This is a genomic window from Alcaligenes sp. SJTW-7 (assembly GCF_047716895.1).
Classification (GTDB): Bacteria; Pseudomonadota; Gammaproteobacteria; order Burkholderiales; family Burkholderiaceae_B; genus Alcaligenes; species Alcaligenes ammonioxydans.
The window spans coordinates 2,087,250-2,108,080 of record NZ_CP136682.1 but is presented as its reverse complement, the minus strand read 5'-3'; the positions used below and the strand labels follow the sequence as shown (position 1 = coordinate 2,108,080).

The 20,831-nt window shown below is 58.7% G+C and carries 14 protein-coding genes; 8 read left to right on the top strand and 6 right to left on the bottom strand.

All coding sequences use genetic code 11. From position 1 onward, the window contains the following. The first annotated feature begins 1 nt into the window (after position 1). Genes RSQ48_RS09430 through RSQ48_RS09415 form a run of 4 tightly spaced genes read left to right on the top strand, consistent with a single transcriptional unit; the run spans position 2 to position 6,072 of the window. Positions 2-3,196: an efflux RND transporter permease subunit gene (locus RSQ48_RS09430; protein ID WP_059317584.1), complete on the top strand. Its 3,195-nt coding sequence runs from the start codon at positions 2-4 to the stop codon at positions 3,194-3,196. Then, complete coding sequence (locus tag RSQ48_RS09425) at positions 3,196-4,659, top strand: efflux transporter outer membrane subunit (protein ID WP_415301722.1); 1,464 nt, start codon at positions 3,196-3,198, stop codon at positions 4,657-4,659. Before RSQ48_RS09430 ends, RSQ48_RS09425 begins: the two co-directional genes overlap by 1 nt. Positions 4,660-4,714: 55 nt before the next feature. Beyond that, complete coding sequence (pdxJ, locus tag RSQ48_RS09420; RefSeq protein ID WP_003799697.1) at positions 4,715-5,452, top strand: pyridoxine 5'-phosphate synthase; 738 nt, start codon at positions 4,715-4,717, stop codon at positions 5,450-5,452. 50 nt (positions 5,453-5,502) lie between these two features. Then, positions 5,503-6,072, top strand: coding sequence for a nitroreductase (locus RSQ48_RS09415; RefSeq protein ID WP_059317587.1), 570 nt, complete (start codon positions 5,503-5,505; stop codon positions 6,070-6,072). A gap of 194 nt (positions 6,073-6,266) precedes the next feature. On the opposite strand, the gene RSQ48_RS09410 is transcribed toward RSQ48_RS09415, so the two are convergent. Next, the gene (locus tag RSQ48_RS09410; protein ID WP_059317588.1) at positions 6,267-6,728 is read right to left on the bottom strand and encodes a MerR family DNA-binding protein; all 462 of its coding nucleotides are present in this window, start codon (positions 6,726-6,728) and stop codon (positions 6,267-6,269) included. A 129-nt stretch (positions 6,729-6,857) separates the two neighbouring features. Here RSQ48_RS09410 and RSQ48_RS09405 point away from each other — a divergent pair, with 129 nt between their 5' ends. Continuing rightward, positions 6,858-8,243, top strand: a complete 1,386-nt coding sequence (locus RSQ48_RS09405) for a dihydrolipoyl dehydrogenase (protein ID WP_415301721.1) — start codon at positions 6,858-6,860, stop codon at positions 8,241-8,243. Positions 8,244-8,382: 139 nt separating this feature from the next. Here RSQ48_RS09405 and RSQ48_RS09400 read toward each other — a convergent pair whose 3' ends face one another. Genes RSQ48_RS09400 through RSQ48_RS09380 form a run of 5 tightly spaced genes read right to left on the bottom strand, consistent with a single transcriptional unit; the run spans position 8,383 to position 14,354 of the window. Then, positions 8,383-8,994 carry an SCO family protein gene (locus RSQ48_RS09400; protein WP_161937125.1) on the bottom strand — a complete coding sequence of 204 codons (612 nt, stop codon included), beginning with the start codon at positions 8,992-8,994 and terminating at the stop codon, positions 8,383-8,385. Positions 8,995-9,024: 30 nt separating this feature from the next. Next, positions 9,025-11,097: a M3 family metallopeptidase gene (locus tag RSQ48_RS09395; RefSeq protein WP_059317591.1), complete on the bottom strand. Its 2,073-nt coding sequence runs from the start codon at positions 11,095-11,097 to the stop codon at positions 9,025-9,027. A 15-nt stretch (positions 11,098-11,112) separates the two neighbouring features. After that, a complete protein-coding gene (gene folD / locus RSQ48_RS09390; protein ID WP_059317592.1) occupies positions 11,113-11,976 on the bottom strand; it encodes a bifunctional methylenetetrahydrofolate dehydrogenase/methenyltetrahydrofolate cyclohydrolase FolD in 864 nt (287 codons plus the stop codon). After that, a complete protein-coding gene (locus tag RSQ48_RS09385) occupies positions 11,977-12,600 on the bottom strand; it encodes a response regulator transcription factor (protein WP_003799711.1) in 624 nt (207 codons plus the stop codon). Beyond that, the gene (locus RSQ48_RS09380; protein ID WP_003799713.1) at positions 12,597-14,354 is read right to left on the bottom strand and encodes a PAS domain-containing sensor histidine kinase; all 1,758 of its coding nucleotides are present in this window, start codon (positions 14,352-14,354) and stop codon (positions 12,597-12,599) included. The genes RSQ48_RS09385 and RSQ48_RS09380 overlap by 4 nt, the downstream gene beginning before the upstream one ends. A 267-nt stretch (positions 14,355-14,621) precedes the next feature. Here RSQ48_RS09380 and aceE point away from each other — a divergent pair, with 267 nt between their 5' ends. From aceE to lpdA, 3 genes are read left to right on the top strand one after another with little or no spacing between them, the layout of a single operon-like run. Then, positions 14,622-17,330 (top strand): pyruvate dehydrogenase (acetyl-transferring), homodimeric type, encoded by a 2,709-nt coding sequence (gene aceE, locus RSQ48_RS09375; protein WP_003799716.1) that lies wholly within the window; start codon positions 14,622-14,624, stop codon positions 17,328-17,330. 11 nt (positions 17,331-17,341) lie between these two features. Next, positions 17,342-19,027, top strand: coding sequence for a dihydrolipoyllysine-residue acetyltransferase (aceF, locus tag RSQ48_RS09370; RefSeq protein WP_059317593.1), 1,686 nt, complete (start codon positions 17,342-17,344; stop codon positions 19,025-19,027). 9 nt (positions 19,028-19,036) lie between these two features. Further along, complete coding sequence (lpdA, locus tag RSQ48_RS09365; protein WP_059317594.1) at positions 19,037-20,809, top strand: dihydrolipoyl dehydrogenase; 1,773 nt, start codon at positions 19,037-19,039, stop codon at positions 20,807-20,809. Positions 20,810-20,831: the final 22 nt, after the last annotated feature.

Sequence of the window (20,831 nt, the reverse complement as noted above, 5' to 3'; positions counted from 1 at the left end):
CATGCCTCAGTTTTTTATTGAAAGGCCCATTTTTGCATGGGTCGTTGCCTTGGCGATCACGCTATTTGGCTTATTGGCATTGCCCAATATGCCCGTGGCGCAGTATCCCGATGTGGCACCGCCTTCGGTCACGATCCGGGCGACCTACCCGGGGGCGACGGCCGAGGATGTGGCCAGCACAGTAGCCAGTGTGATTGAAGACCAGTTGAACGGCGCCAAGGGGCTGCTGTACTACGAGTCTGTCAGTGACTCCTATGGCTCCACTGAGATTACCGCCACCTTCCGTCCCGGCACCAATCCTGATCTGGCGCAGGTGGACGTGCAGAACCGGGTCAGCAACATTACCGCGTCCTTGCCGACGGCAGTGATGGAGCAGGGCCTGCACGTCGAGCAGTCCAGTACCGGCTTTTTGCTGGTGGCGACCTTGTCCTCGACAGACGGCAGCCTGGATCAGACCGCGCTGGCCGACTACATCGAGCGCAACATCAAAAACACGATTTCCCGTGTGCCTGGTGTGGCCCGATTCCAGTTGTTTGCCTCTGGTCGAGCCATGCGGGTCTGGCTTGATCCGGCCAAGCTGGTCGGCTATCAGATGACCCCTTCGGACGTCACCACGGCCATCCGCCAGCAGAATATGCTGGTGTCTGCCGGTATCTTGGGCGGGCCTCCTAATCTGGAAAGTCAGCGTGTGGCAGCGCCCATCACGGTCAATGGCCAGCTCCAGACCGTGGAAGAGTTTGAGAACATCATCTTGCGCTCCCAGCCGGATGGTTCGACGGTGCGTATCAAAGATGTGGCGCGGGTCGAAGTGGGGGCGGACAACTACCAGTTTGGGGCGCGCCTGAACAGCAAACCTACAGCGGCCTTTGCGATTTCCCTGCTGCCCGAGGCCAACGCCCTGGATACCGCGGCGGCCATCAAGGCCGAGATGGAAAAGCTCTCCGAGTTTTTCCCGGATAATATTCGCTACGATATTCCTTACGACACCTCGCCTTACGTGGACAAGTCCATCACGCAAGTGGTCTACACCCTGCTGGAAGCCATGGTGCTGGTGTTTATCGTGATGTACGTGTTTTTGCAGAACGTACGTTACACCGTCATCCCGGCCTTGGTGGTGCCCGTGGCCATTCTGGGTGCCTTTGCGGTGATGCAGGTGCTGGGCATGTCGGTAAACGTGCTGACCATGTTCGCGATGGTGCTGGCCATTGGTATTTTGGTCGACGACGCCATCGTGGTGGTGGAGAACGTCGAACGTATCATGGTCGAGGACGGGCTCTCGCCTAAAGAAGCGACCAAGAAAGCCATGCCGCAAATCAGTGGCGCCATTGTAGGTATTACGCTGGTCTTGTCGGCGGTGTTCCTGCCCCTGGCTTTCATGGCCGGTTCGGTCGGCGTCATTTACCGTCAGTTCTCGGTAGCCATGGCCGTGTCCATCGCGTTTTCCGGTTTCCTGGCCTTGACCTTCACGCCTGCGCTGTGCGCGACCTTGCTGAAACCGATTCCGAAAGGTCATCACGAAACCAAGCGTGGCTTTTTTGGCTGGTTCAACCGTGTCTTCATGCGTACGACCAACGGCTATGAAAGCTTTGTAGGCAAGACCTTGCGCCGTGGCGGCCGGATGATGTTTATCTATCTGCTTATGGTGTTGGTGCTCGGCTTCCTGTATGTGCGCATGCCCACTGCATTCCTGCCCGAAGAAGACCAGGGCTACGTGATTGCCAATATTGAGCTGCCCGCCGGCTCGACCGCCAACCGCACCATTGAAACCATCGCCAAGGTCGAGGACTACTTCAAAGAGCAGCCTCAGGTCGAGAACATCATTGCCGTGCAGGGTTTCAGTTTTAACGGTAGCGGCTTGAACTCGGCCATTGCCTTTGTGCCCTTGAAGGACTTTAACGAGCGCAAGGGAGAGGAAAACTCGGCACAGGCCATTTCCGGCCGGGCCATGGGTCAACTGCTGTTCGGTTTGCCTGACTCCATGGTGATCGCCATTGTGCCGCCGGCCATTTCTGCCCTGGGTAATTCCTCGGGTATCGATATGCGGCTGGAAGATCGGGCAGGCATGGGCCACGACGCACTGATGGCGGCAGCCGATCAGTTGTTAAGCCTGGCCAAGCAAAGCCCTGTTTTTGATCCACAAAGTGTGCGTATCACCGGCCTGAGTCCGGGCAAGCAAATTCGTCTGGAGATTGACCGGGACAAGGCCGCGGCCTTGGGGGTGAACTTTAGCGAAGTCTCGTCCCTGATCAGCGGTGCGCTGGGTTCGTCCTTTGTGGGTAAATTCACGAACCAGGGTCGGGTGCAAAACGTCTGGCTGCAGGCTGATGCTCCCTACCGCATGACCATCGATGATGTGCTCAAACTCAACGCGCGCAATAGCGAAGGCAAGATGGTTCCGCTGTCCGCTTTTGTCAGCCAGACAACTGAGCAGGGTCCTGTGCAGATCGTACGCTACAACAGTTACGAGTCGGTGCGTATTGGTGGCGGTCCTGCACCCGGCTACACCTCCGGCGAAGCCATGATCGAGATGGAAAACCTGATGAAGCAGCTGCCTAGCGGCTTTGGGGTGGACTGGACCGGTCTGTCATACCAGGAGCGTCAGGCAGCGGGTCAGTCGACAATTTTGATGGGGCTGGCTGTGTTGGTGGTGTTCATGCTGCTGGCGGCCTTGTATGAAAGCTGGGCCATTCCACTGTCGGTGATGCTGGCGGTGCCGTTGGGCATGCTGGGGTCGGTGTTGCTGGTCTCTGGTCTGGGCATGCCGAATGATGTGTACTTCCAGGTAGGTATCGTGACGGTGATCGGGCTATCAGCCAAGAACGCGATTCTGATTGTGGAGTTTGCCAAGGATGCGTATGCCCGGGGCGCGACACTGATCGACGCCACCCTGGAAGCAGCCCGTCTGCGTTTTCGTCCTATTTTGATGACCTCCTTTGCCTTTGTGCTGGGGGTGGTGCCACTGGCGACTTCCAGCGGTGCGGGCGCAGCTAGCCAGAACGCCGTGGGTCTGGGTGTGCTCGGTGGCATGTTGGCCGCCACGCCTTTGGCTGTCTTGATGGTGCCGACCTTCTTCGTCGTTATCCTCAAGCTCTTTAAAACCAAGCCTCGCTTGTTTGGCGAAGCCGCCAAACTGCACGAGGAAGAACTGGCCAAGCAAGCTGCGCAGCAGCCCGGTTCGCAAGGAGGACAGCACTGATGTCTAGCATGTTTTTACGTAGTCCCCTGGTGCTGGCTGTAGCCTTTGCCTTGTCGGCATGCTCCTTGGCGCCAAAGTATGAGCGTCCGGCGGCGCCGGTGCCCGCTCAGTTTCCCCTGGCCCAGCAGGGCCAGACGGAGGCGGTGCAGGCCGCCGATCTGGGCTGGCGTGAGTTCTTCACCGATCCACGCTTGCATGTCCTGATTGAGCGCGCTCTGGAGAACAACCGCGACTTGCGCATTGCGACTCAACGTATCGAAGAGGCGCGCGCCCAATATGGCGTGGCGCGCAGCGATCAACTGCCCAGCATTGGCGTTCAGGCAGCTCAGCAGGCCACTCACACGCCCGCAGAGCTGCGTCCTGCTGGCCCGACCTCGGCTCCGGTGACCCGCACGTTCCAGGCTGGAGTGGGCATCACTGCGTTTGAGCTGGACTTTTTCGGTCGTGTGCGTGATCTGGCCCGTGCCGCTCGCGAACAGTATTTTGCGACTGAGCAGGCCCAACGCACGGCCCATATCGCGCTGGTGGCGGGAACGGCGGAGGCCTACTTCAAGGTACGCACGGCTGAAGAGCTGCATGCCTTGATGAGCAACACCTTGCGCAGTCGTCAAGAGACTTTGCGTTTGGTGCAGTCCTCCTACGATGCCGGCACGGTGTCTGCTTTGGACCTGAATCAGGCCAAGGTGCAATACAACACTGTGCGGTCCGATATGCAGGCGGTCGAACGCGATCGTCAACGTGCTTTGAATGCCTTGCAAGTCCTGCTGGGTGGTGAGATCCCGGATGATCTGCCCGCTGGCGTGCCCTTCACCCGTGCGCAGTTGATGCCCCGTTTGCCGGTGGGCTTGCCGGCGCAGTTGCTGGAGCGTCGTCCTGACATTCTGGCCGCCGAGCACGTGCTGCGCGGTTCGAACTACAGCATTGGTGCGGCGCGCGCGGCTTTTTTCCCGCGTTTGAGTCTGACCGGTTTGTTAGGCTTCATGAGCCCGGAGCTGGGTGGTTTGTTCAGCTCAGACAACCGGTACTGGCAGTTCCAGCCGCAAATTACCATGCCCTTGCTCTCGGGCAGCACCTGGGCCAATCTGGATCTGGCCCAGGCGCGTCGTGATATTGCGATCAGCCAGTACGAGAAAACCATTCAGGATGCGTTCCGTGAGGTGGCCGATGCACTGGCGGGCGAGGCGACCTATGGGCAGCAGATTGATGCCTTGCAGGAAGTCGATCAGGCTGCCAGCGAGACCTTGCGTCTGGCCAAATTGCGCTACGAGGTGGGGATAGACAGCTTTTTGCAGGTGCAAACGGCCGAAGTCAGCCTGTATGGAACCCGTCAGGCTTATATCCAGACGGGTCTGGCCTCGCTGATGAACCGGGTGGAGTTGTATAAGGCCTTGGGCGGTGGATGGTCTGCCGAAACCGTCCAGCCTGACACAAAGATCCAGGCAGCCGGGACAGCACCGGAGTAAACAGGCGATAATGTGTCTGGTCATTCATCCCTGAAACTACGGAGGTCCTTGGGGAATGTTAGAACTGGGCGTCAATATCGATCATGTGGCAACGCTGCGCCAGCAGCGTCTGACCACCTACCCTGATCCTATTCAGGCCGCTTTGCGAGCAGAAGAAGCCGGAGCGGACCTGATTACCTTACACCTGCGTGAAGATCGGCGTCATATTCAGGATGCCGATGTCGAGGCCCTGCGCCCTGTGTTGCGCACCCGGATGAATCTGGAGTGCGCCATCACTACCGAAATGCTGGACATCGCTTGCCGTATCAAGCCGGATGATGTCTGCCTGGTTCCCGAGCACCGAGCCGAACTGACCACCGAAGGGGGGCTGGATGTACTGGGGCATCTGGATCAGGTCAGGGCAGCGGTTGAGCAGTTGCAGGCTGCGGGCATCCGTGTTTCGCTTTTCATTGACGCTGATCCCGCGCAAATTCGTGCTGCCAGTCAAGTGGGCGCCACGGTGATCGAGCTGCATACCGGCGCCTATGCGGATGCTCAAACGCCCGAGCAGGCTGCCAGCGAGCTGGAACGCATTCGTGCGGGTATCGCGCAAGGCGTCTCGCAAGGTTTGCGTGTGAATGCGGGTCATGGCCTGCATTACGGCAATGTCCAGGCCATCGCGGCGTTACCAGGTCTGGCTGAGCTCAATATTGGTCACGCCATTGTTGCGCAGGCTGTCTTTGATGGTTGGGAAAAAGCCGTGCGCGACATGAAAGCCTTGCTGGTACAAGCGGGCGCTCCTGCTCACGCCTGACCGAGCCCTGCCAGCCGGGCAGGGCATTCTTTACTGATTCTGGAAGCACTATGAGTACCATTGATTCCTTGTTGTCCCGACGTTCCATCAAGCTGGTGCAAGGCCCCGGCCCGAGCGAACAGGAGTTAGACCTGATTTTGCGCGCTGCCGTTTGCGCTCCCGATCATGGCCGTTTGCAGCCCTGGCGCTTTTGCCTGATTCGTGGTGAAAATGTACAGGCTTTGGGCGAGTTGGCGATTGCGGCTAACGAACGCGCGGGCACACCCTTGACCGAGCAGAAGGCGGCCAGCGTACGTGCCTGGTTGGCAAAAGTCCCTTTGCTGATTGCCGTGGCTAGCCACATCGATCATGGCGAGGAAAAAATTCCTGAGCTGGAGCGTGTTCTGGCAACGGGTGCTGCGGTTAGCAATATGCTGCATGCGGCTCACCAACTGGGTTTTGGAGCGTTCTGGAGCACGGGCCTGGGGACCTACGGTGAGGAAGTTCCTGAAGCCTTGGGCTTTGACTCCCTGGATTATCAGTTCCTGGGCTTTGTGTCGGTGGGTACGCCCATTCACACGCTAGGTCCTGCGCAACGTCCCGAGCCGCAGCAGTTTGTGACGGAGTGGCGCGCGGCCTGAGCCCGAAGTCGGTGCGGCTGAGCAGCCCATCCAAGACACAAGAAGCAAAAAGCCTGAGCTCTCCTTGAGCTCAGGCTTTTTTGTGTTTGTGCGGGTGAAGGTGGCAAGTCGGCACAAGCGGTCAGAGTCCGCGCTTTTTCAGCGGCGTAGATCGGCTTGGGGGAAGCCGCTTACCACCCGCCGGGGCCGATGTCTCAAAGCGGGCCTGCAGCGGATGCACGATTACTTCGGGGCGGCACGGCAGTCTTATCTGGCGTACTCGGGTGACAACAGCCGCCCTCCAGCCCATCCAGGATCGGACAGTCGGGATGCTGGTCGCCCTGACATTGCTCGGCCAGGACACGCAGTTTGGCAGCCATATCCAGCAGCAAGGCCGCCCGGCTTTCCAGGTCCTGAATATGGGCTTGAGCCAACTGCTTGACCTCAGAGCTGGGGCGCTGCTGATTGCGCCATAGACTGGTCAGTTGTTGAATATCGGCCAGATTAAAACCCAGTTCTTTGGCGCGGACGATAAAGTGCAAGGTGTCCAGGTCCTGAGCCTGATAGATACGATAGCCGTTCGGAGCACGGACACTATTTACCAGGCCCAGATCCTCATAGTGCCGGATCATCTTGGGTGTCAGGCCGGTGACGCGGGCCGCTTCACTAATCAGCATGGGCTTTCCTCTGGCAGTGCAAAAGGACTGCGTTATGATTAAACGGTTCAATTCTGCACATTGTAGAACGGGCTGTCAGACCGGTCATCTGGCCCCTGATAGCCTTGTTACACACTCAAGGAGCGGTTTATGAAGGAAATTCAGTGTGATGTTGCCGTGATCGGAGCGGGAACAGCGGGCATGACAGCGTATCGTACGGCTAAACGATCTGGTAAACGAGTGCTGATGATCGAGTCTGGCCCGTATGGCACGATGTGTGCCCGGGTTGGCTGCATGCCCTCCAAACTGCTGATTGCGGCTGCGGATGCCGCCCATCATGCTCGTCACACCGCGCCTTTTGGGGTTCATGTGGATGGCGCAATCCGTATCGATGGAAAAGAGGTAATGGATCGCGTGCGTCGCGAGCGTGACCGTTTTGTGGGTTTTGTAGTGGAGGATGTGAACGGCTTTGATGAGAAGGACAAGATACGCGGCCACGCCCGTTTCTTGTCGGAGCACGTGCTGCAGGTGGATGAGCACACCCGCATCACGGCAGGGAGTGTGATTGTCGCTACGGGTTCCACGCCAGTGCGCCCGAAAGAGCTGGAGCCTTTGGGCGCCTTGCTGATCAGTAACGAGGACGTTTTTGATTGGACTGATTTGCCGCGCAGTGTGCTGGTAGTAGGGACGGGCGTGATCGGATTGGAGCTGGGGCAGGCTCTGGCTCGGCTGGGCGTTAAGGTATCGATCATCAACCGCAGTCAGAGTCTGGCGGGACTGTCCGATCCGACAGTGCGCGAGGCTGGGCGGGCTATTTTCAGTCAGGAGCTCGATATCCGCGCGGACGTGACCGTGCTGGGTAGCGAAGTGGTCAATGGCAAGGCACGGGTGCATCTGAAGGTGGACGGTCAGGAACGTGTCGAAGATTATGATTATGTATTGGGAGCGGCCGGCCGCCGTCCTCAACTGGATGATCTGGGCCTGGAAAATACGCCTGCGCAATGGGACGACAAAGGCCGGGTGGTCTATGACATGACCAGCCTGCAGATCAAAGGAACCTCTATTTACCTTGCGGGTGATGTCAACCAGCGTGCACCTATCCTGCATGAAGCGGCTGACGATGGTCGCCTGGCGGCTTTGCAGGCCCTGAGCGAGGGGCAGGACGAGCCGATGGCTCGCCGGGCCCGTATGGCGGTCGTATTCAGCGATCCGCAGGTGGCCGTGGTGGGGACTCCCTTTAAATCACTTCCGCAAGGGGCCGTGACCGGTAGTGTGAACTTTGGTAATCAGGGACGGGCGCGGGTCATGCTGGTCAACCGTGGCTTGCTGCATGTGTATGCAGACCAGGACGGGGCATTTCTTGGGGCTGAGATGGTGGGGCCTCAAGCAGAGCATATTGCCCATTTATTAGCCTGGTCATTGCAGATGGGGCTGACGCTGGACCAGATGCTGGCCATGCCTTTCTATCATCCCGTACTGGAAGAGGGCTTGCGTACAGCCTTGCGCCAGGCACAGTCTGCGTTGCGAGGCCAATAACTCAGGGGTTGGCGGGTCGGCCAGCAGTGGTTTGCCGGCCTGTCAGGCAGAGAGCGTGGGCATGTCTGCGTTTGTTCACCAGGTCGTGCCCGTAGTGGAATCGCCAGAAAGACGAAGCCCCCTCTTGAAGGGGGCTTTTTCAAGGTAGCAGACTTCGCACACCCTCTGCCAGAACCTGTACCGACTCCGTATCCGGTGCCAGATAGCGCGCCCTGCCTTGCTGATCGAAGATATATACGCCACGGCTGTGCGAGACTTCGTAGTTCTCCGGCGCCTTGGGGTCTGGTTTTTCGATCTGGTATGCCACCCGATAACGCCGGGCGAGGTCTGCAATCTGCTTTTCTGAACCGGTCAGTCCCGTCGTGTGCTTGCCATCAAAGGCGGCCACGTAGCGGGCCAGTGCATCCGGGGTGTCGCGGTGCGGGTCCACGCTGACAAATAGGATGCGCACCTGCTCAGCCTTGTCTCCCAGAGCGTCCATGACGGCACCTAACTGGGCCAGGGTAGTGGGACAGACATCGGGGCAACTGGCATAACCAAAAAACATCATGACGACTTTATCTTTGAAGTCATCCTGAGTGAGTGTTTTGGGACCAGCGGCTTGTAGGGAAAAGCGCAGATCGGGCAGGAAGCCCCGTACGGGATGCAGATTGGCAGCAGTCGCGCTGCCAAGCAGGAGCAAGCTCAGCGCCAGTGTCAGACCATATTGCTTAAACAAGACAAGAATGGGGTTTACTGGGCTGGGCCGCATCCGGCTGGCTGTCATGAGCGTCCTCTGGGTTTAGGCGGGCTCGGGTGTGAGCCCGCTGTGACGGAGCAGGGCGGTGATGGAAGGGTCTCGACCTCGGAAAGCACGGAAGGAGTCGGCAGCGGGACGCTCGCCCCCCACGGACAAAATCTCGCGCCAGAAGCGATGGCCGGTATTGCTATCGAGGGTATCACGCGCCCCATCCGAATGGGTATAGGCTTTTTCCTCAAAGGCCGAGTAGGCATCGGCAGACAGGACTTCGGCCCATTTGTAACTGTAGTAACCCGCGCCATAGCCACCCGCAAACAAGTGCGAGAACTGATGCGGGAAGCGGTGCCACTCTGGCGGAAACAGCACGGCCACTTCCTGACGTACCTGATCCAGAATCTCCATGACGGCATCGATGTCCAGACCGCTGTCGCGCGAATGGATCAACATGTCGAACAGGGAAAACTCGAGCTGACGCACCATTTGCATGCCGCTTTGGAAGTTGCGGGCTTGATTGAGCTTGTTGTAGAGCGCGCGCGGCAGATGCTCGCCCGTTTCCACGTGGGCGGTCAGCATCTGGACGACAGGCCACTCCCAACAAAAGTTTTCCATAAACTGCGAAGGCAGTTCGATGGCGTCCCATTCCACGGCGGAGAAGGCCGACGCTGCTGGATCGTCCACGCGTGAGAGCAAGGCATGCAAGGCGTGGCCCGACTCGTGAAACAGGGTGATTACATCATCATGCGTCAGCAGGGCCGGGCGACCTGCCTGGGGTTCGGCAAAATTGCACACCAGATAGGCGATCGGCAGACACAGTTGCTCACCCAGGCGGCGGCGACTGCGTTCGCTATCGACCCAGGCCCCCCCTTGTTTGCCTTGACGGGCGTGCAGGTCCATATACAGGTAGCCCAAGGTTTTGCCATCCGAGGCAAGAACTTCAAATGGACGCACGGCAGGATGCCATACGGGGACGTCGCTGGCGCGCAAGGTCACATCAAACAGGCGCTGAATGACCTTGAACAGGCCGTTGAGAACAGCAGGCTCGGTAAAGTACTGTTTGACCTCATCTTCCGAGTAGGCGTAGCGCTGTTCACGCAGGCGCTCAGAGCAAAAGGGGACATCCCAGGCTTGCAGATTGTCCAGACCCAGCTCTTTCTGGGCAAAGGCCTGCAACTCGTCCAGATCTTGACGCGCGTAGGGGCGTGCTTTGGCCGCCAGGTCGCGCAAAAAGCCCATCACCTGTTCGGGAGTGTCGGCCATGCGGGTTTCCAGACGCATATGGGCGTAGCTGGCAAAACCGAGCAGGCTGGCTTCCTGAGCACGCAGCCTCAGCAGGGTTTCGATGGCCTGGGAGTTATCGAATTGCGCATCCCCCTGATCGGAGGCAATGGTGGTGTAGGCCCGGTACATCCGCTCGCGCAAGGCCTGATTGCGGGCGTACTGCATGACGGGCAGGTAACACGGCATTTTCAGTGTCAGACGCCAGCCTTGCTGATCGTTCTCTTGAGCGGCGCGTTGGGCTGCGGCCAGCACATCGTCCGGGATGCCGTCCAGCTCAGCCTGATCGGTGACCAGGTAATGCCACTGATCAATGGCATCCAGTACGTGCTCGGAGAACTGCTGCGAGGTTTGCGCCAGTTCCTCGGAAATGCGGGCGTAGTCCTCACGAGCCTGACCTTCCAGTTGTACGCCGCTCAGGCGGAAATCGCGCAGGGCCAGGGTAATGATGCGTTGGCGCTGAGGTGTCAGGGCCGCAAAGGCCGGGCTGTCTGCCAGGGCCTGATAGCGTAGAAATAAAGGTCGGTTCAAGCCCACCCAGGTCGAGAACTCGCTCATGCGCGGCAGGCACTGGTTGTAGACGGCCCGCAGTTCAGGCGTGTTGATAACCGAATTCAGGTGACCGGCTACCGACCAGGCGCGATACAAGGTCTCGGTGGCATCCGTGATGGGCTCGACGATGTTGTCCCAGCTGGGTTCGCTATCGTCGTTGGAGACTGTCTCTACGGCTTGGCGGGCCAGGGCCAGAAGTTGGTCCACCGCCTGCTCGATGTGTTCGGGCTGGATGGCGGGATAGTCAATAAGGCTGTCGATAGGAACCAGTAAGGGATTTGTCGTCATAAACCGTTGAATAAATTAAAGACTGATGGTGGCCGAGCGTTCGGCCGCTTCCAAGGTGTTGACCAGCAGCATGGCAATGGTCATGGGGCCGACGCCACCGGGCACGGGCGTAATGGCCGAGGCCACTTCGCTGGCACTGGCAAAGTCCACGTCACCGCACAGCTTGCCGTCGGGACCGCGGTTGATGCCCACGTCGATCACCACGGCACCGGGCTTGACCATATCACCGGTAATGATGCCGGGGCGGCCTACAGCCGCGACCAGCACATCGGCGCGGCGGGTCTGAGCGGCCAGATCACGTGTCTTGGAGTTGCACAGGGTGACCGTAGCGCCCGCCGCCAGCAAGAGCATGGCCATGGGTTTGCCCACGATATTGCTGGCGCCAACAACGACGGCTTCCGCACCGCGCAAGGCCACGTGTTCCGACTCCAGCATTTTCATCACGCCATAGGGCGTGCAGGGAGCAAACAGAGGTTTGCCGGTCATGAGCATGCCCGCGTTGCTGACGTGAAAGCCGTCCACGTCCTTGTGGGGAGCAATGGTTTCGATCACTTTATGCTCGTCCAGATGGGCGGGCAGGGGCAACTGGACCAAAATGCCGTGTACCGAGCTGTCCTGATTCAGGCGCTTAATCAGTGCGAGCAGTTCCGTTTCGCTGGTATCTGCAGGCAGGCGGATGATGTCGGACTTCAGGCCGGCGGCTTCACATGCCAGGCCCTTGTTGCGCACATAGACTTGCGAGGCGGGATCTTCCCCGACCAGCACCACGGTCAGGCCTGCCTGGATGCCGTGAGTCTGCTTGAGTTTGGCAACACGTTCTGCAACGTCCGCCTTGATGGCGGTGGACAGCTTTTTTCCATCAATAATACGAGCACTCATTTACACGTCCTCGGACTTGGTGAGGGCGATTTTCATGAGGTCGGCAACCGTAGTGACTTCCAGTTTTTCCATGATATTGGCGCGATGCGCTTCGACAGTTTTAATGCTGATGTTCAAGTCCCCGGCAATTTGCTTGTTCAGGCGACCGGCAACAATGCGCTCCAGCACTTGTTGCTCGCGCGCTGTCAGGCGGCCCAGGACTTCTTGTTGATCTTTTTGCGCCTGCGCCTGCGAGGCGCGAGCGGTAGCCTGTTCAATCATGCGGCTTACGATGGTGCGCAGATCGGCTTCGTTAAAGGGTTTTTCCAGAAAGTCGACCGCGCCTTTCTTCATGGTGCTCACGGCCATGGGGACATCACCGTGACCGGTAATGAACACGATCGGGATAGTGGATTTGCGGGCAATCAGCGCTTCCTGGAGCTCCAGGCCGCTCATGCCGGGCATGCGCACGTCCACGATCAGCACGGCCACCTGGGCCGGGTCGTACGCACCCAGAAACTCTTCGCCCGATGCAAAGCAGCGGACCCGGTAGCCGTTGGCTTCCAGTAGCCAGCGCAAGGAGTCCCGTACGGCTTCGTCGTCATCGACTACGTAGATGGTGCATGGCATTTGCGGGCTGGTCATTCGGGTATCTCCAGTTTGTTATCAAGGGTGTCCGCTACATCGGGCGCTGCACAAGGTAGACTGAAACGAAAGATCGTTCCACCCTCGGGATTGCCGACTGCCCACAGGCGGCCGTGATGCGATTCAATAATTGTGCGGCAGATGTTCAGGCCCATCCCAAGGCCTTCGGACTTGGTACTGTAAAACGGTTCAAAGAGGCGCTCGGGATCTTTCAGGCCATGACCACGGTCGATGACGGCCATCTCCAAAAGCGATTCTTGTTGGGTAATCACCAATTGAAGCACATGATGCTCGCTGTGTTCCATGGCTTCGATCCCATTTTTGAGCAGGTTCAATAATACCTGTTCTATGAGAATGGGGTCGGCAATGACGTCTGGAACGGGATCGGGGATGCTCAGTTCGATTTCGATCTGGCGTTTGCGGGCGTCAATTTCTGCAAAGCCCACGGCATTTTCCACAATGCGCATGACTTTGACGCGCGTGCGACGCGGCTCACTGCGTTTGACGAACTCGCGGATGCGGCTGATGATCTTGCCGGCCCGTTCGGCCTGCTGGGCCGCTTTTTCCAAGGCAGCCAGCAAGGTCTCGGGCTGGTAGCGGCCTGACTTGAGCATGGCAACCGCGCCCATGCTGTAGTTGTTGATGGCCGTCAGCGGCTGATTCAATTCGTGGGCCAGCGAGGAGGCCATCTCGCCCATCGTGGTCAGACGGCTGGTCAGCTGAACTTTTTCCTGTTGAATGCGCGAAGCCTCTTCGTGTTTGCGTCGGTCGGTAATATCGCGTGCCACTTGCAAACGCACACGGCGGCCATCGGTCCAGGCCAGCATACGATGGTGGACCTCGAACCAGCGGGCCGCTGATTCAGAATAAATTTCCACGGTCTCGTCCGTGAAGCGACCGAGACGCCCTCCCAGCAGTTCGGCATGGCCGTTGGACTGGGCGCCAAAGAAGCGTCGATAAGTGCGATTGGCAAACAGCAGCTCCAGGCCCTCGGAGGTATCGGCGACCACGGAAATGGCATCATCCAGACCCTCCAGTACGGTCATGAAGCGTTCGTGAGCGGCGGTCAGGGCTTCACGGATACGTTTGGGTTCGGTAATGTCGGTCATGGAAGTCATCCAGCCGATCTGCTCTCCGTTGGGGGCGCGCAAAGGCGAGACGTACATGCGGGCGGTAAAACGCGATCCGTCCCGTCGCTGGGCTTCCACTTCCAGTCCGCTGCTGGGGGTTCGTCCGGACAAGAGCAAATCCAGCGTTTCCTGGTGCTGCTGATGACGACCGGGCAACCAGTAGGGGAAAGGGGCGGTGCGACCGACCAGATCGGCCTCGTTCCAGCCAATCATTCTGCAAAACGCAGGGTTGACATAGGCAATGCGGCCTTGCATGTCAAAGACGCGCATCCCCGTGGACATGGAATTTTCCATGGCGCGTCGAAACCCGGTCTCGGCTGTCTGGGCGGCCTCGGCGTGGGTGCGAAAGCGGGTATAGCGCCACAAGGCCAGCAGGCTGACCACAATGACCAATGACAGGGCCAGAATCACCATCATCAAACGCTGCTGGCGCGTTTCCTGATCGATGGTCACAAACATGACGCTGTCGTTTTGCAGACGTTGCAGCCAGAGAAATACCCCCATGACACAGAGGTAAAGAAACAGCACGACAACCGGCGTCAGCCAATAGAATCCACGCCGGTTCTGCTTGGCCTGATCGTAGAAGGTTGAAGGGATCAGAGACTTTTTAGGATGAGTGGCCATAACTGCACGAAAAGAAGTATGGCTGAATTGTAATGTAGGGCTATTTTTTTTAGTGATATTTCGTATTATGAAAACACATACCATAAAATGAAATTTTGCTTGAGCGTTTCTAGGTTCTTTCCTAGAATGGGTTGGTGCAGGCGTACCCCGCCTTGAACGCTCACAGTCCGCAATACCCGCTTCGGTCAGGATCGCTTTACTTCTCAGGAGATGGGCGGCTCAGCGTCGAGCAAGACCGGACTACTACCACATATATGGAGACACTATATGTCCTCAACCCAAGACAATAGTTCGGCTCAGGTCAGTCAAGACCAGGCCCTAGAAACAAAAGAGTGGCTTGACGCCCTGGAAGCGGTGGTGGACCGTGAAGGCCCGGCCCGCGCTCACGAGCTTATTGAAAAGCTGATTGATCTGGCCCGTCGTTCCGGCGCCCATATTCCGTTCTCGCCCAACACGGCGTATGTGAACACGATCCCTCCCGGTCTGGAACCTGCGCACCCTGGCAACCTCGCTCTGGAAGAGCGCATTCGTTCCTACATTCGCTGGAACGCCATGGCCATGGTGGTGCGTGCCAACCGCGAAACCCCTCCTGATGGGGGTGGTCTGGGCGGTCACATTGCGTCCTTTGCCTCCTTGGCGACCATGATTGGTTGCGGTCAGAACCATTTCTGGCACGCCGAGACCGAAGATCACGGCGGCGACATGGTGTTTTTCCAGGGCCATTCCTCGCCCGGTATCTACGCCCGCGCTTTCATGGAAGGCCGGATTAGCGAAGATCAGTTGAACAACTTCCGTCAGGAAGTGGACGGCAAAGGCTTGCCGTCTTACCCGCATCCCAAGTTGATGCCCGAATTCTGGCAGTTCCCCACGGTATCCATGGGTCTGGGCCCATTGATGGCCATTTACCAGGCCCGTTTCCTGAAGTATCTGCATGCCCGCGGCATTGCCGATACCAGTGGCCGTAAAGTCTGGGTGTTCCTGGGCGACGGCGAGATGGACGAACCTGAATCCCTGGGTGCAATTGGTCTGGCTGCCCGTGAAAAGCTGGACAACCTGATTTTCATCGTGAACTGCAACCTGCAGCGACTGGACGGCCCTGTGCGTGGCAACGGCAAGATCATCCAGGAACTGGAAGGAACCTTCCGGGGCGCTGGCTGGAACGTGCTCAAGCTGATCTGGGGCGGTTACTGGGACCCGTTGCTGGCGCGCGACAAGGAAGGCATCTTGCGCAAGGTCATGGAAGAAACCGTGGACGGCGAGTACCAGGCGTACAAAGCCAACGACGGTGCCTATGTTCGTGAGCACTTCTTTGGCAAGCATCCTAAGCTGCTGGAGATGGTCAGCCGCATGAGCGATGAGGACATCTGGCGCCTGAACCGCGGCGGTCATGATCCTCACAAGGTGTATGCGGCGTTTGACGCTGCCACCAAGCACGAAGGTCAGCCTACCGTTATTCTGGCCAAGACGATCAAGGGCTACGGCATGGGCCACGTTGGCCAGGCCAAGAACCCTTCGCACCAGCAAAAGAGCCTGGATCTGGACGCTGTGCGCGAGTTCCGCGACCGTTTCAATATTCCGGTACCCGATGACAAGCTCGAAGAACTGCCGTACTTCAAGCCTGCTGACGACTCGCCTGAAATGCAGTATTTGCACGCTCGTCGCAAGGCATTGGGCGGCTACCTGCCCAAGCGTCGCACCAAGGCTGATGAACAGTTGACCGTGCCGACCCTGGAGGCGTTCAAACCTATGCTGGAGCCCACCGCCGAAGGCCGTGAGATCTCCACGACGCAAGCATTTGTCCGTTTCCTGAATACCTTGCTGCGCGACAAGCAGGTCGGTCCGCGTGCGGTGCCCATCCTGGCTGACGAATCGCGTACCTTTGGTATGGAAGGTCTGTTCCGTCAAATCGGCATTTATGCGCCGGAAGGCCAGAAGTACACCCCGGTCGACAAAGATCAGGTCATGTACTACCGCGAAACGGCCAATGGTCAGTTGTTGCAGGAAGGGATTAACGAGCAGGGTGCATTCAGCTCCTGGATTGCGGCTGCCACGTCGTACTCCAATAACAACCGCATCATGATCCCGTTCTTCATCTACTACTCGATGTTCGGCTTCCAGCGCTTTGGCGATCTGGCCTGGGCAGCGGGTGATATGAAAGCCCGTGGTTTCGTGCTGGGCGGTACCGCCGGTCGCACCACGTTGAATGGCGAAGGTCTGCAGCACGAAGATGGCCACAGCCATATTCAGTCCTCGCTGATTCCCAACTGCGTGTCTTACGACCCGACCTTCGCGCACGAAGTGGCGGTGATCATGCAGCACGGTCTGAAGCGCATGGTTCAGGATCAGGAAGACGTGTACTACTACGTCACCTTGATGAACGAGAACTACGCCCAGCCCGGTCTGGTCGAGGGTGACGAAGAAGGCATCCTGCGTGGCATGTACAAATTCAAATCGGTCGCTGAGGACGCCAAGCTGCGCGTTCAACTGATGGGTTCGGGCACGATTTTGCGTGAAGTGATTGCAGCACAAGAGCTGCTGGAAAAAGACTGGGGCATTGGCTCTGATGTGTGGAGCGTGACCAGCTTTACCGAATTGCGCCGCAATGGTCTGGACTGCGAGCGTGAAGCTTTGCTCAACCCTGAAGGCAAGGACCTGCCCGTACCGTACGTGACGGCCCAACTGGCCAAAACCGATGGCCCCATCGTGGTCTCGACCGACTACGTCAAGGCTTTTGGCGACCAGATTCGTCCTTTCGTGCCCAAAGATCGTACCTTCAAGGTGCTGGGTACCGATGGTTTCGGTCGTTCCGACTACCGCTTCAAGCTGCGTGAGCACTTTGAGGTTGACCGTCACTTTGTGGTGTTGGCCGCGTTGCGCGCACTGGCTGAAGAGGGCAAGGTTCCGTTCAGCAAAGCGTCCGAGGCCATTGCCAAGTACGGCATCAATCCTTCCAAGGCCAACCCGCAGCACGCATAAGGGACTGAACCATGAGCAATATCATTCAAGTCAAAATCCCGGATATCGGTGCTGACGACGCAGTCGAAGTGATCGAAATCCTGGTCAAGGAAGGCGAGACCATCGAGGTCGAGCAAAGCCTGATTACCGTGGAGTCCGACAAGGCTTCCATGGAGATTCCCTCGTCCGACGCGGGCGTGGTCAAGTCGATCAAGGTCAAGCTGGGCGACAAGGTTAAGGAAGGCAGTCTGGTTCTGGAACTGGAAGCCGCCGAAGGCGCGCAGGCCGCGCCTGCCGCTGAGTCTGCCAAGGCCGACGCTGCTCCTGCTGCTCAAGCTGAAGCGGCGCCTGCCGCTGCCGCGGCAGCTCCCGCCGGTGGCGAGCAGCAAGTGACCGTGCAGGTTCCTGATATCGGCGACGCTCGCGATGTGGACGTCATTGAAATCATGGTGCAGGTGGGTGACACCGTTGAGGTGGATCAAAGCCTGATTACCGTGGAGTCGGACAAGGCCTCCATGGAAGTGCCGTCTTCCCACGCTGGCGTGGTGACCGCCATCAAGGTCAAGCTGGGTGACAAGGTCAGCCAGGGCAGCGACATCCTGGAGTTGACGGTGCAAGGTAACGCCGCAGCGCCTGCGCCAGCCAAAGCCGAGGCCGCCCCCGCTCCCAAGGCCGAAGCGGCACCCGCTGCAGCAGCTTCTGCTGCCAGCTCTTCGGTGGTGGTGGGTGCGGGTGCTCCCGCCCCAGAGCGTGTTTCGCCTACTGCAGCGTTTGCGGATGCCGAAGTCTCCTTGCGCAATCTTCCCCATGCGTCGCCCAGCGTTCGCAAGTTCGCTCGCGAACTGGGCGTGGATCTGGCCAAGGTCCATGGCTCCGGCGACAAAGGCCGGATTACGGCGGACGACGTGCGCGGCTTTGTCAAGCAGGTCATGGCGGGCGGTGCCGCTCCGGTTACCGCTGCCGGTACTGCTGCCCAGGTCGGTGGTCTGGACGTGTTGGCCTGGCCCAAGGTGGACTTTGCCAAATTTGGTCCTGTCGAAACCCAAGCCCTGTCGCGCATCAAGAAAATCTCGGGTGCCAACCTGCATCGCAACTGGGTCATGATTCCGCATGTCACCAATAACGATCTGGCTGACATCACGTCGCTGGAAGCGTTGCGCAAAGAGCTGAACGAGGAATACAAGAAGTCCGGCGCTCGCGTCACCATGCTGGCTTTCGTCATCAAGGCTGCCGTGGCTGCCCTGAAGAAATTCCCCGAGTTCAATGCGTCGCTGGACGGCGACAATCTGGTGCTCAAGCAGTACTACCACATCGGCTTTGCCGCTGATACGCCTAACGGTCTGGTGGTGCCTGTCATCCGTGATGCCGACAAGAAAGGCATTCTGGATATCGCGCGTGAAACAGGCGAACTGGCCGCCGCGGCCCGTGACGGCAAGTTGAGCGCAGCTCAGATGCAGGGCGGTTGCTTCACCATTTCTTCGCTGGGCGGTATTGGCGGCACGGACTTCACACCCATCATCAATGCGCCAGAAGTGGCCATTCTGGGTCTGTCGCGCTCCTCCATACAGCCAGTCTGGAATGGCAAGGAGTTCGAGCCACGCTTGATGTTGCCGCTGTCCCTGTCCTACGACCACCGTGTTATTGATGGTGCCTCTGCCGCCCGTTTCAATGCCTTCCTGGCAACGATGCTGGCTGACTTCCGTCGCATCGCATTGTAAGGAGTTGTCATGAGTCTGATTGATCTGACGGTCCCGGATATCGGTGACTCCGGCGAGGTGGATGTTATCGAAGTGCTGGTGCAGGTCGGTGATACGGTCGAAGTCGAGCAAAGCCTGATCACCGTGGAGTCCGACAAGGCCTCCATGGAAATTCCTGCCGCGCAGGCAGGAGTGATCAAGGAATTGCTGGTCAAAGTGGGTGACAAGGTCTCCCAGGGGTCGGCCATTGCCAAAATCGAAGTAGCGGAGGGCCAGGCGGCCCCCGCTGCAGCACCCGCCACACAGGAAACACCTAAAGCAGCGGCTCCAGCCGCTGCCGCTCCAGCCGCGGCACCTGCTCCGCAGGCTGCTAGCCATCAGGGTGCTGCGGATGATTCCGTGGATGTGGTCGTTCTGGGCGCGGGCCCGGGCGGTTACAACGCGGCTTTCCGTGCCGCTGACCTGGGCCTGAAAGTGGCTCTGGTCGAACGCTACAGCACCCTGGGTGGTGTGTGTTTGAACGTGGGTTGTATTCCTTCCAAGGCCTTGCTGCATACCGTAGCGGTCTACGAGGAAGCCAAGTCCCTGGCAACACACGGCATCAAGTTCGGTGAAGCGCAAATCGACATCGACGCGCTGCGCGACTACAAGAACAAGGTGATCGGCAAGCTGACCGGTGGTCTGGCCGGTATGGCCAAGGGCCGCAAGGTGCAGGTTGTGGTCGGTAACGGCCAGTTCCTGGACCCCAATCACATCGAAGTGACCGCCAACGACGGCACCAAGAAAGTGATCAAGTTCGCTTCGGCCATTATTGCGGCCGGTAGCCAGTCGGTAAAACTGCCGTTCCTGCCCGACGATCCACGCGTAGTGGACTCCACCGGCGCGCTGGAACTGAAGTCTGTGCCCAAGCGCATGCTGATCGTGGGTGGTGGCATCATCGGTCTGGAAATGGGTACGGTGTACTCGGCGCTGGGCGCACGCCTGGACGTGGTGGAAATGCAGACTGGCCTGATGCCGGGCGCAGACCGCGACGTGGTCAAGGTGTGGGAGAAGATGAACAAGCACCGCTTCGACCACATGATGCTGGAAACCAGCACGGTGGCTGCCGAAGCTCGTGACGATGGCATCTGGGTGACATTTGAAGGCAAGAATGCGCCAGCCGAGCCGCAGCGTTACGATCTGGTTCTGCAAGCCGTGGGCCGCTCGCCCAATGGCAAGAAAATTGGTGCTGAGAAAGCGGGCGTACACGTCACCGACCGTGGCTTCATTCCGGTTGACAAGCAACAGCGTACCAACGTGCCACATATCTACGCCATTGGCGATATCGTGGGGCAGCCCATGCTGGCACACAAGGCCGAGCACGAAGCGCACGTGGCCGCTGAAGTCATCGCCGGCGAGAAATCCTTCTTTGATGCTCGTGTGATTCCTTCGGTGGCCTACACCGATCCGGAAATCGCCTGGGTGGGTCTGACCGAAGATCAGGCGAAAAAAGACGGTATCAAGGTCGAGAAGGGCGTGTTCCCCTGGGCTGCGTCTGGTCGTGCCATTGCCAACAACCGCGATGAAGGCTTTACCAAGGTTCTGTTCGATGCGGAAACCCACCGTATCGTGGGTGGCGGCATTGTCGGTACCAATGCAGGCGAGCTGATCGGTGAGCTGGTGCTGGCCATCGAAATGGGGGTGGACCCGGTCGATCTGGCCAAATCCATTCACCCGCACCCCACCTTGTGCGAGTCGGTCAGCAAGGCTGCGGCCGTCGCTGAAGGGACGTGCACGGACTTGCCGCCAACACGTCGCAAGTAATACCAGTATTCGCCTGATAGTT

Excerpts from the sequence above, each read along its gene's own strand:
- RSQ48_RS09410 (WP_059317588.1), bottom strand. The coding sequence starts at position 6,728 with ATGCTGATTAGTGAAGCGGCCCGCGTCACCGGCCTGACACCCAAGATG.
- RSQ48_RS09415 (WP_059317587.1), top strand. The coding sequence starts at position 5,503 with ATGAGTACCATTGATTCCTTGTTGTCCCGACGTTCCATCAAGCTGGTG.
- RSQ48_RS09395 (WP_059317591.1), bottom strand. The coding sequence starts at position 11,097 with ATGACGACAAATCCCTTACTGGTTCCTATCGACAGCCTTATTGACTAT.
- pdxJ (WP_003799697.1), top strand. The coding sequence starts at position 4,715 with ATGTTAGAACTGGGCGTCAATATCGATCATGTGGCAACGCTGCGCCAG.
- RSQ48_RS09425 (WP_415301722.1), top strand. The coding sequence starts at position 3,196 with ATGTCTAGCATGTTTTTACGTAGTCCCCTGGTGCTGGCTGTAGCCTTT.
- RSQ48_RS09400 (WP_161937125.1), bottom strand. The coding sequence starts at position 8,994 with ATGCGGCCCAGCCCAGTAAACCCCATTCTTGTCTTGTTTAAGCAATAT.
- RSQ48_RS09380 (WP_003799713.1), bottom strand. The coding sequence starts at position 14,354 with ATGGCCACTCATCCTAAAAAGTCTCTGATCCCTTCAACCTTCTACGAT.
- folD (WP_059317592.1), bottom strand. The coding sequence starts at position 11,976 with ATGAGTGCTCGTATTATTGATGGAAAAAAGCTGTCCACCGCCATCAAG.
- aceF (WP_059317593.1), top strand. The coding sequence starts at position 17,342 with ATGAGCAATATCATTCAAGTCAAAATCCCGGATATCGGTGCTGACGAC.
- RSQ48_RS09405 (WP_415301721.1), top strand. The coding sequence starts at position 6,858 with ATGAAGGAAATTCAGTGTGATGTTGCCGTGATCGGAGCGGGAACAGCG.
- RSQ48_RS09430 (WP_059317584.1), top strand. The coding sequence starts at position 2 with ATGCCTCAGTTTTTTATTGAAAGGCCCATTTTTGCATGGGTCGTTGCC.
- RSQ48_RS09385 (WP_003799711.1), bottom strand. The coding sequence starts at position 12,600 with ATGACCAGCCCGCAAATGCCATGCACCATCTACGTAGTCGATGACGAC.
- aceE (WP_003799716.1), top strand. The coding sequence starts at position 14,622 with ATGTCCTCAACCCAAGACAATAGTTCGGCTCAGGTCAGTCAAGACCAG.
- lpdA (WP_059317594.1), top strand. The coding sequence starts at position 19,037 with ATGAGTCTGATTGATCTGACGGTCCCGGATATCGGTGACTCCGGCGAG.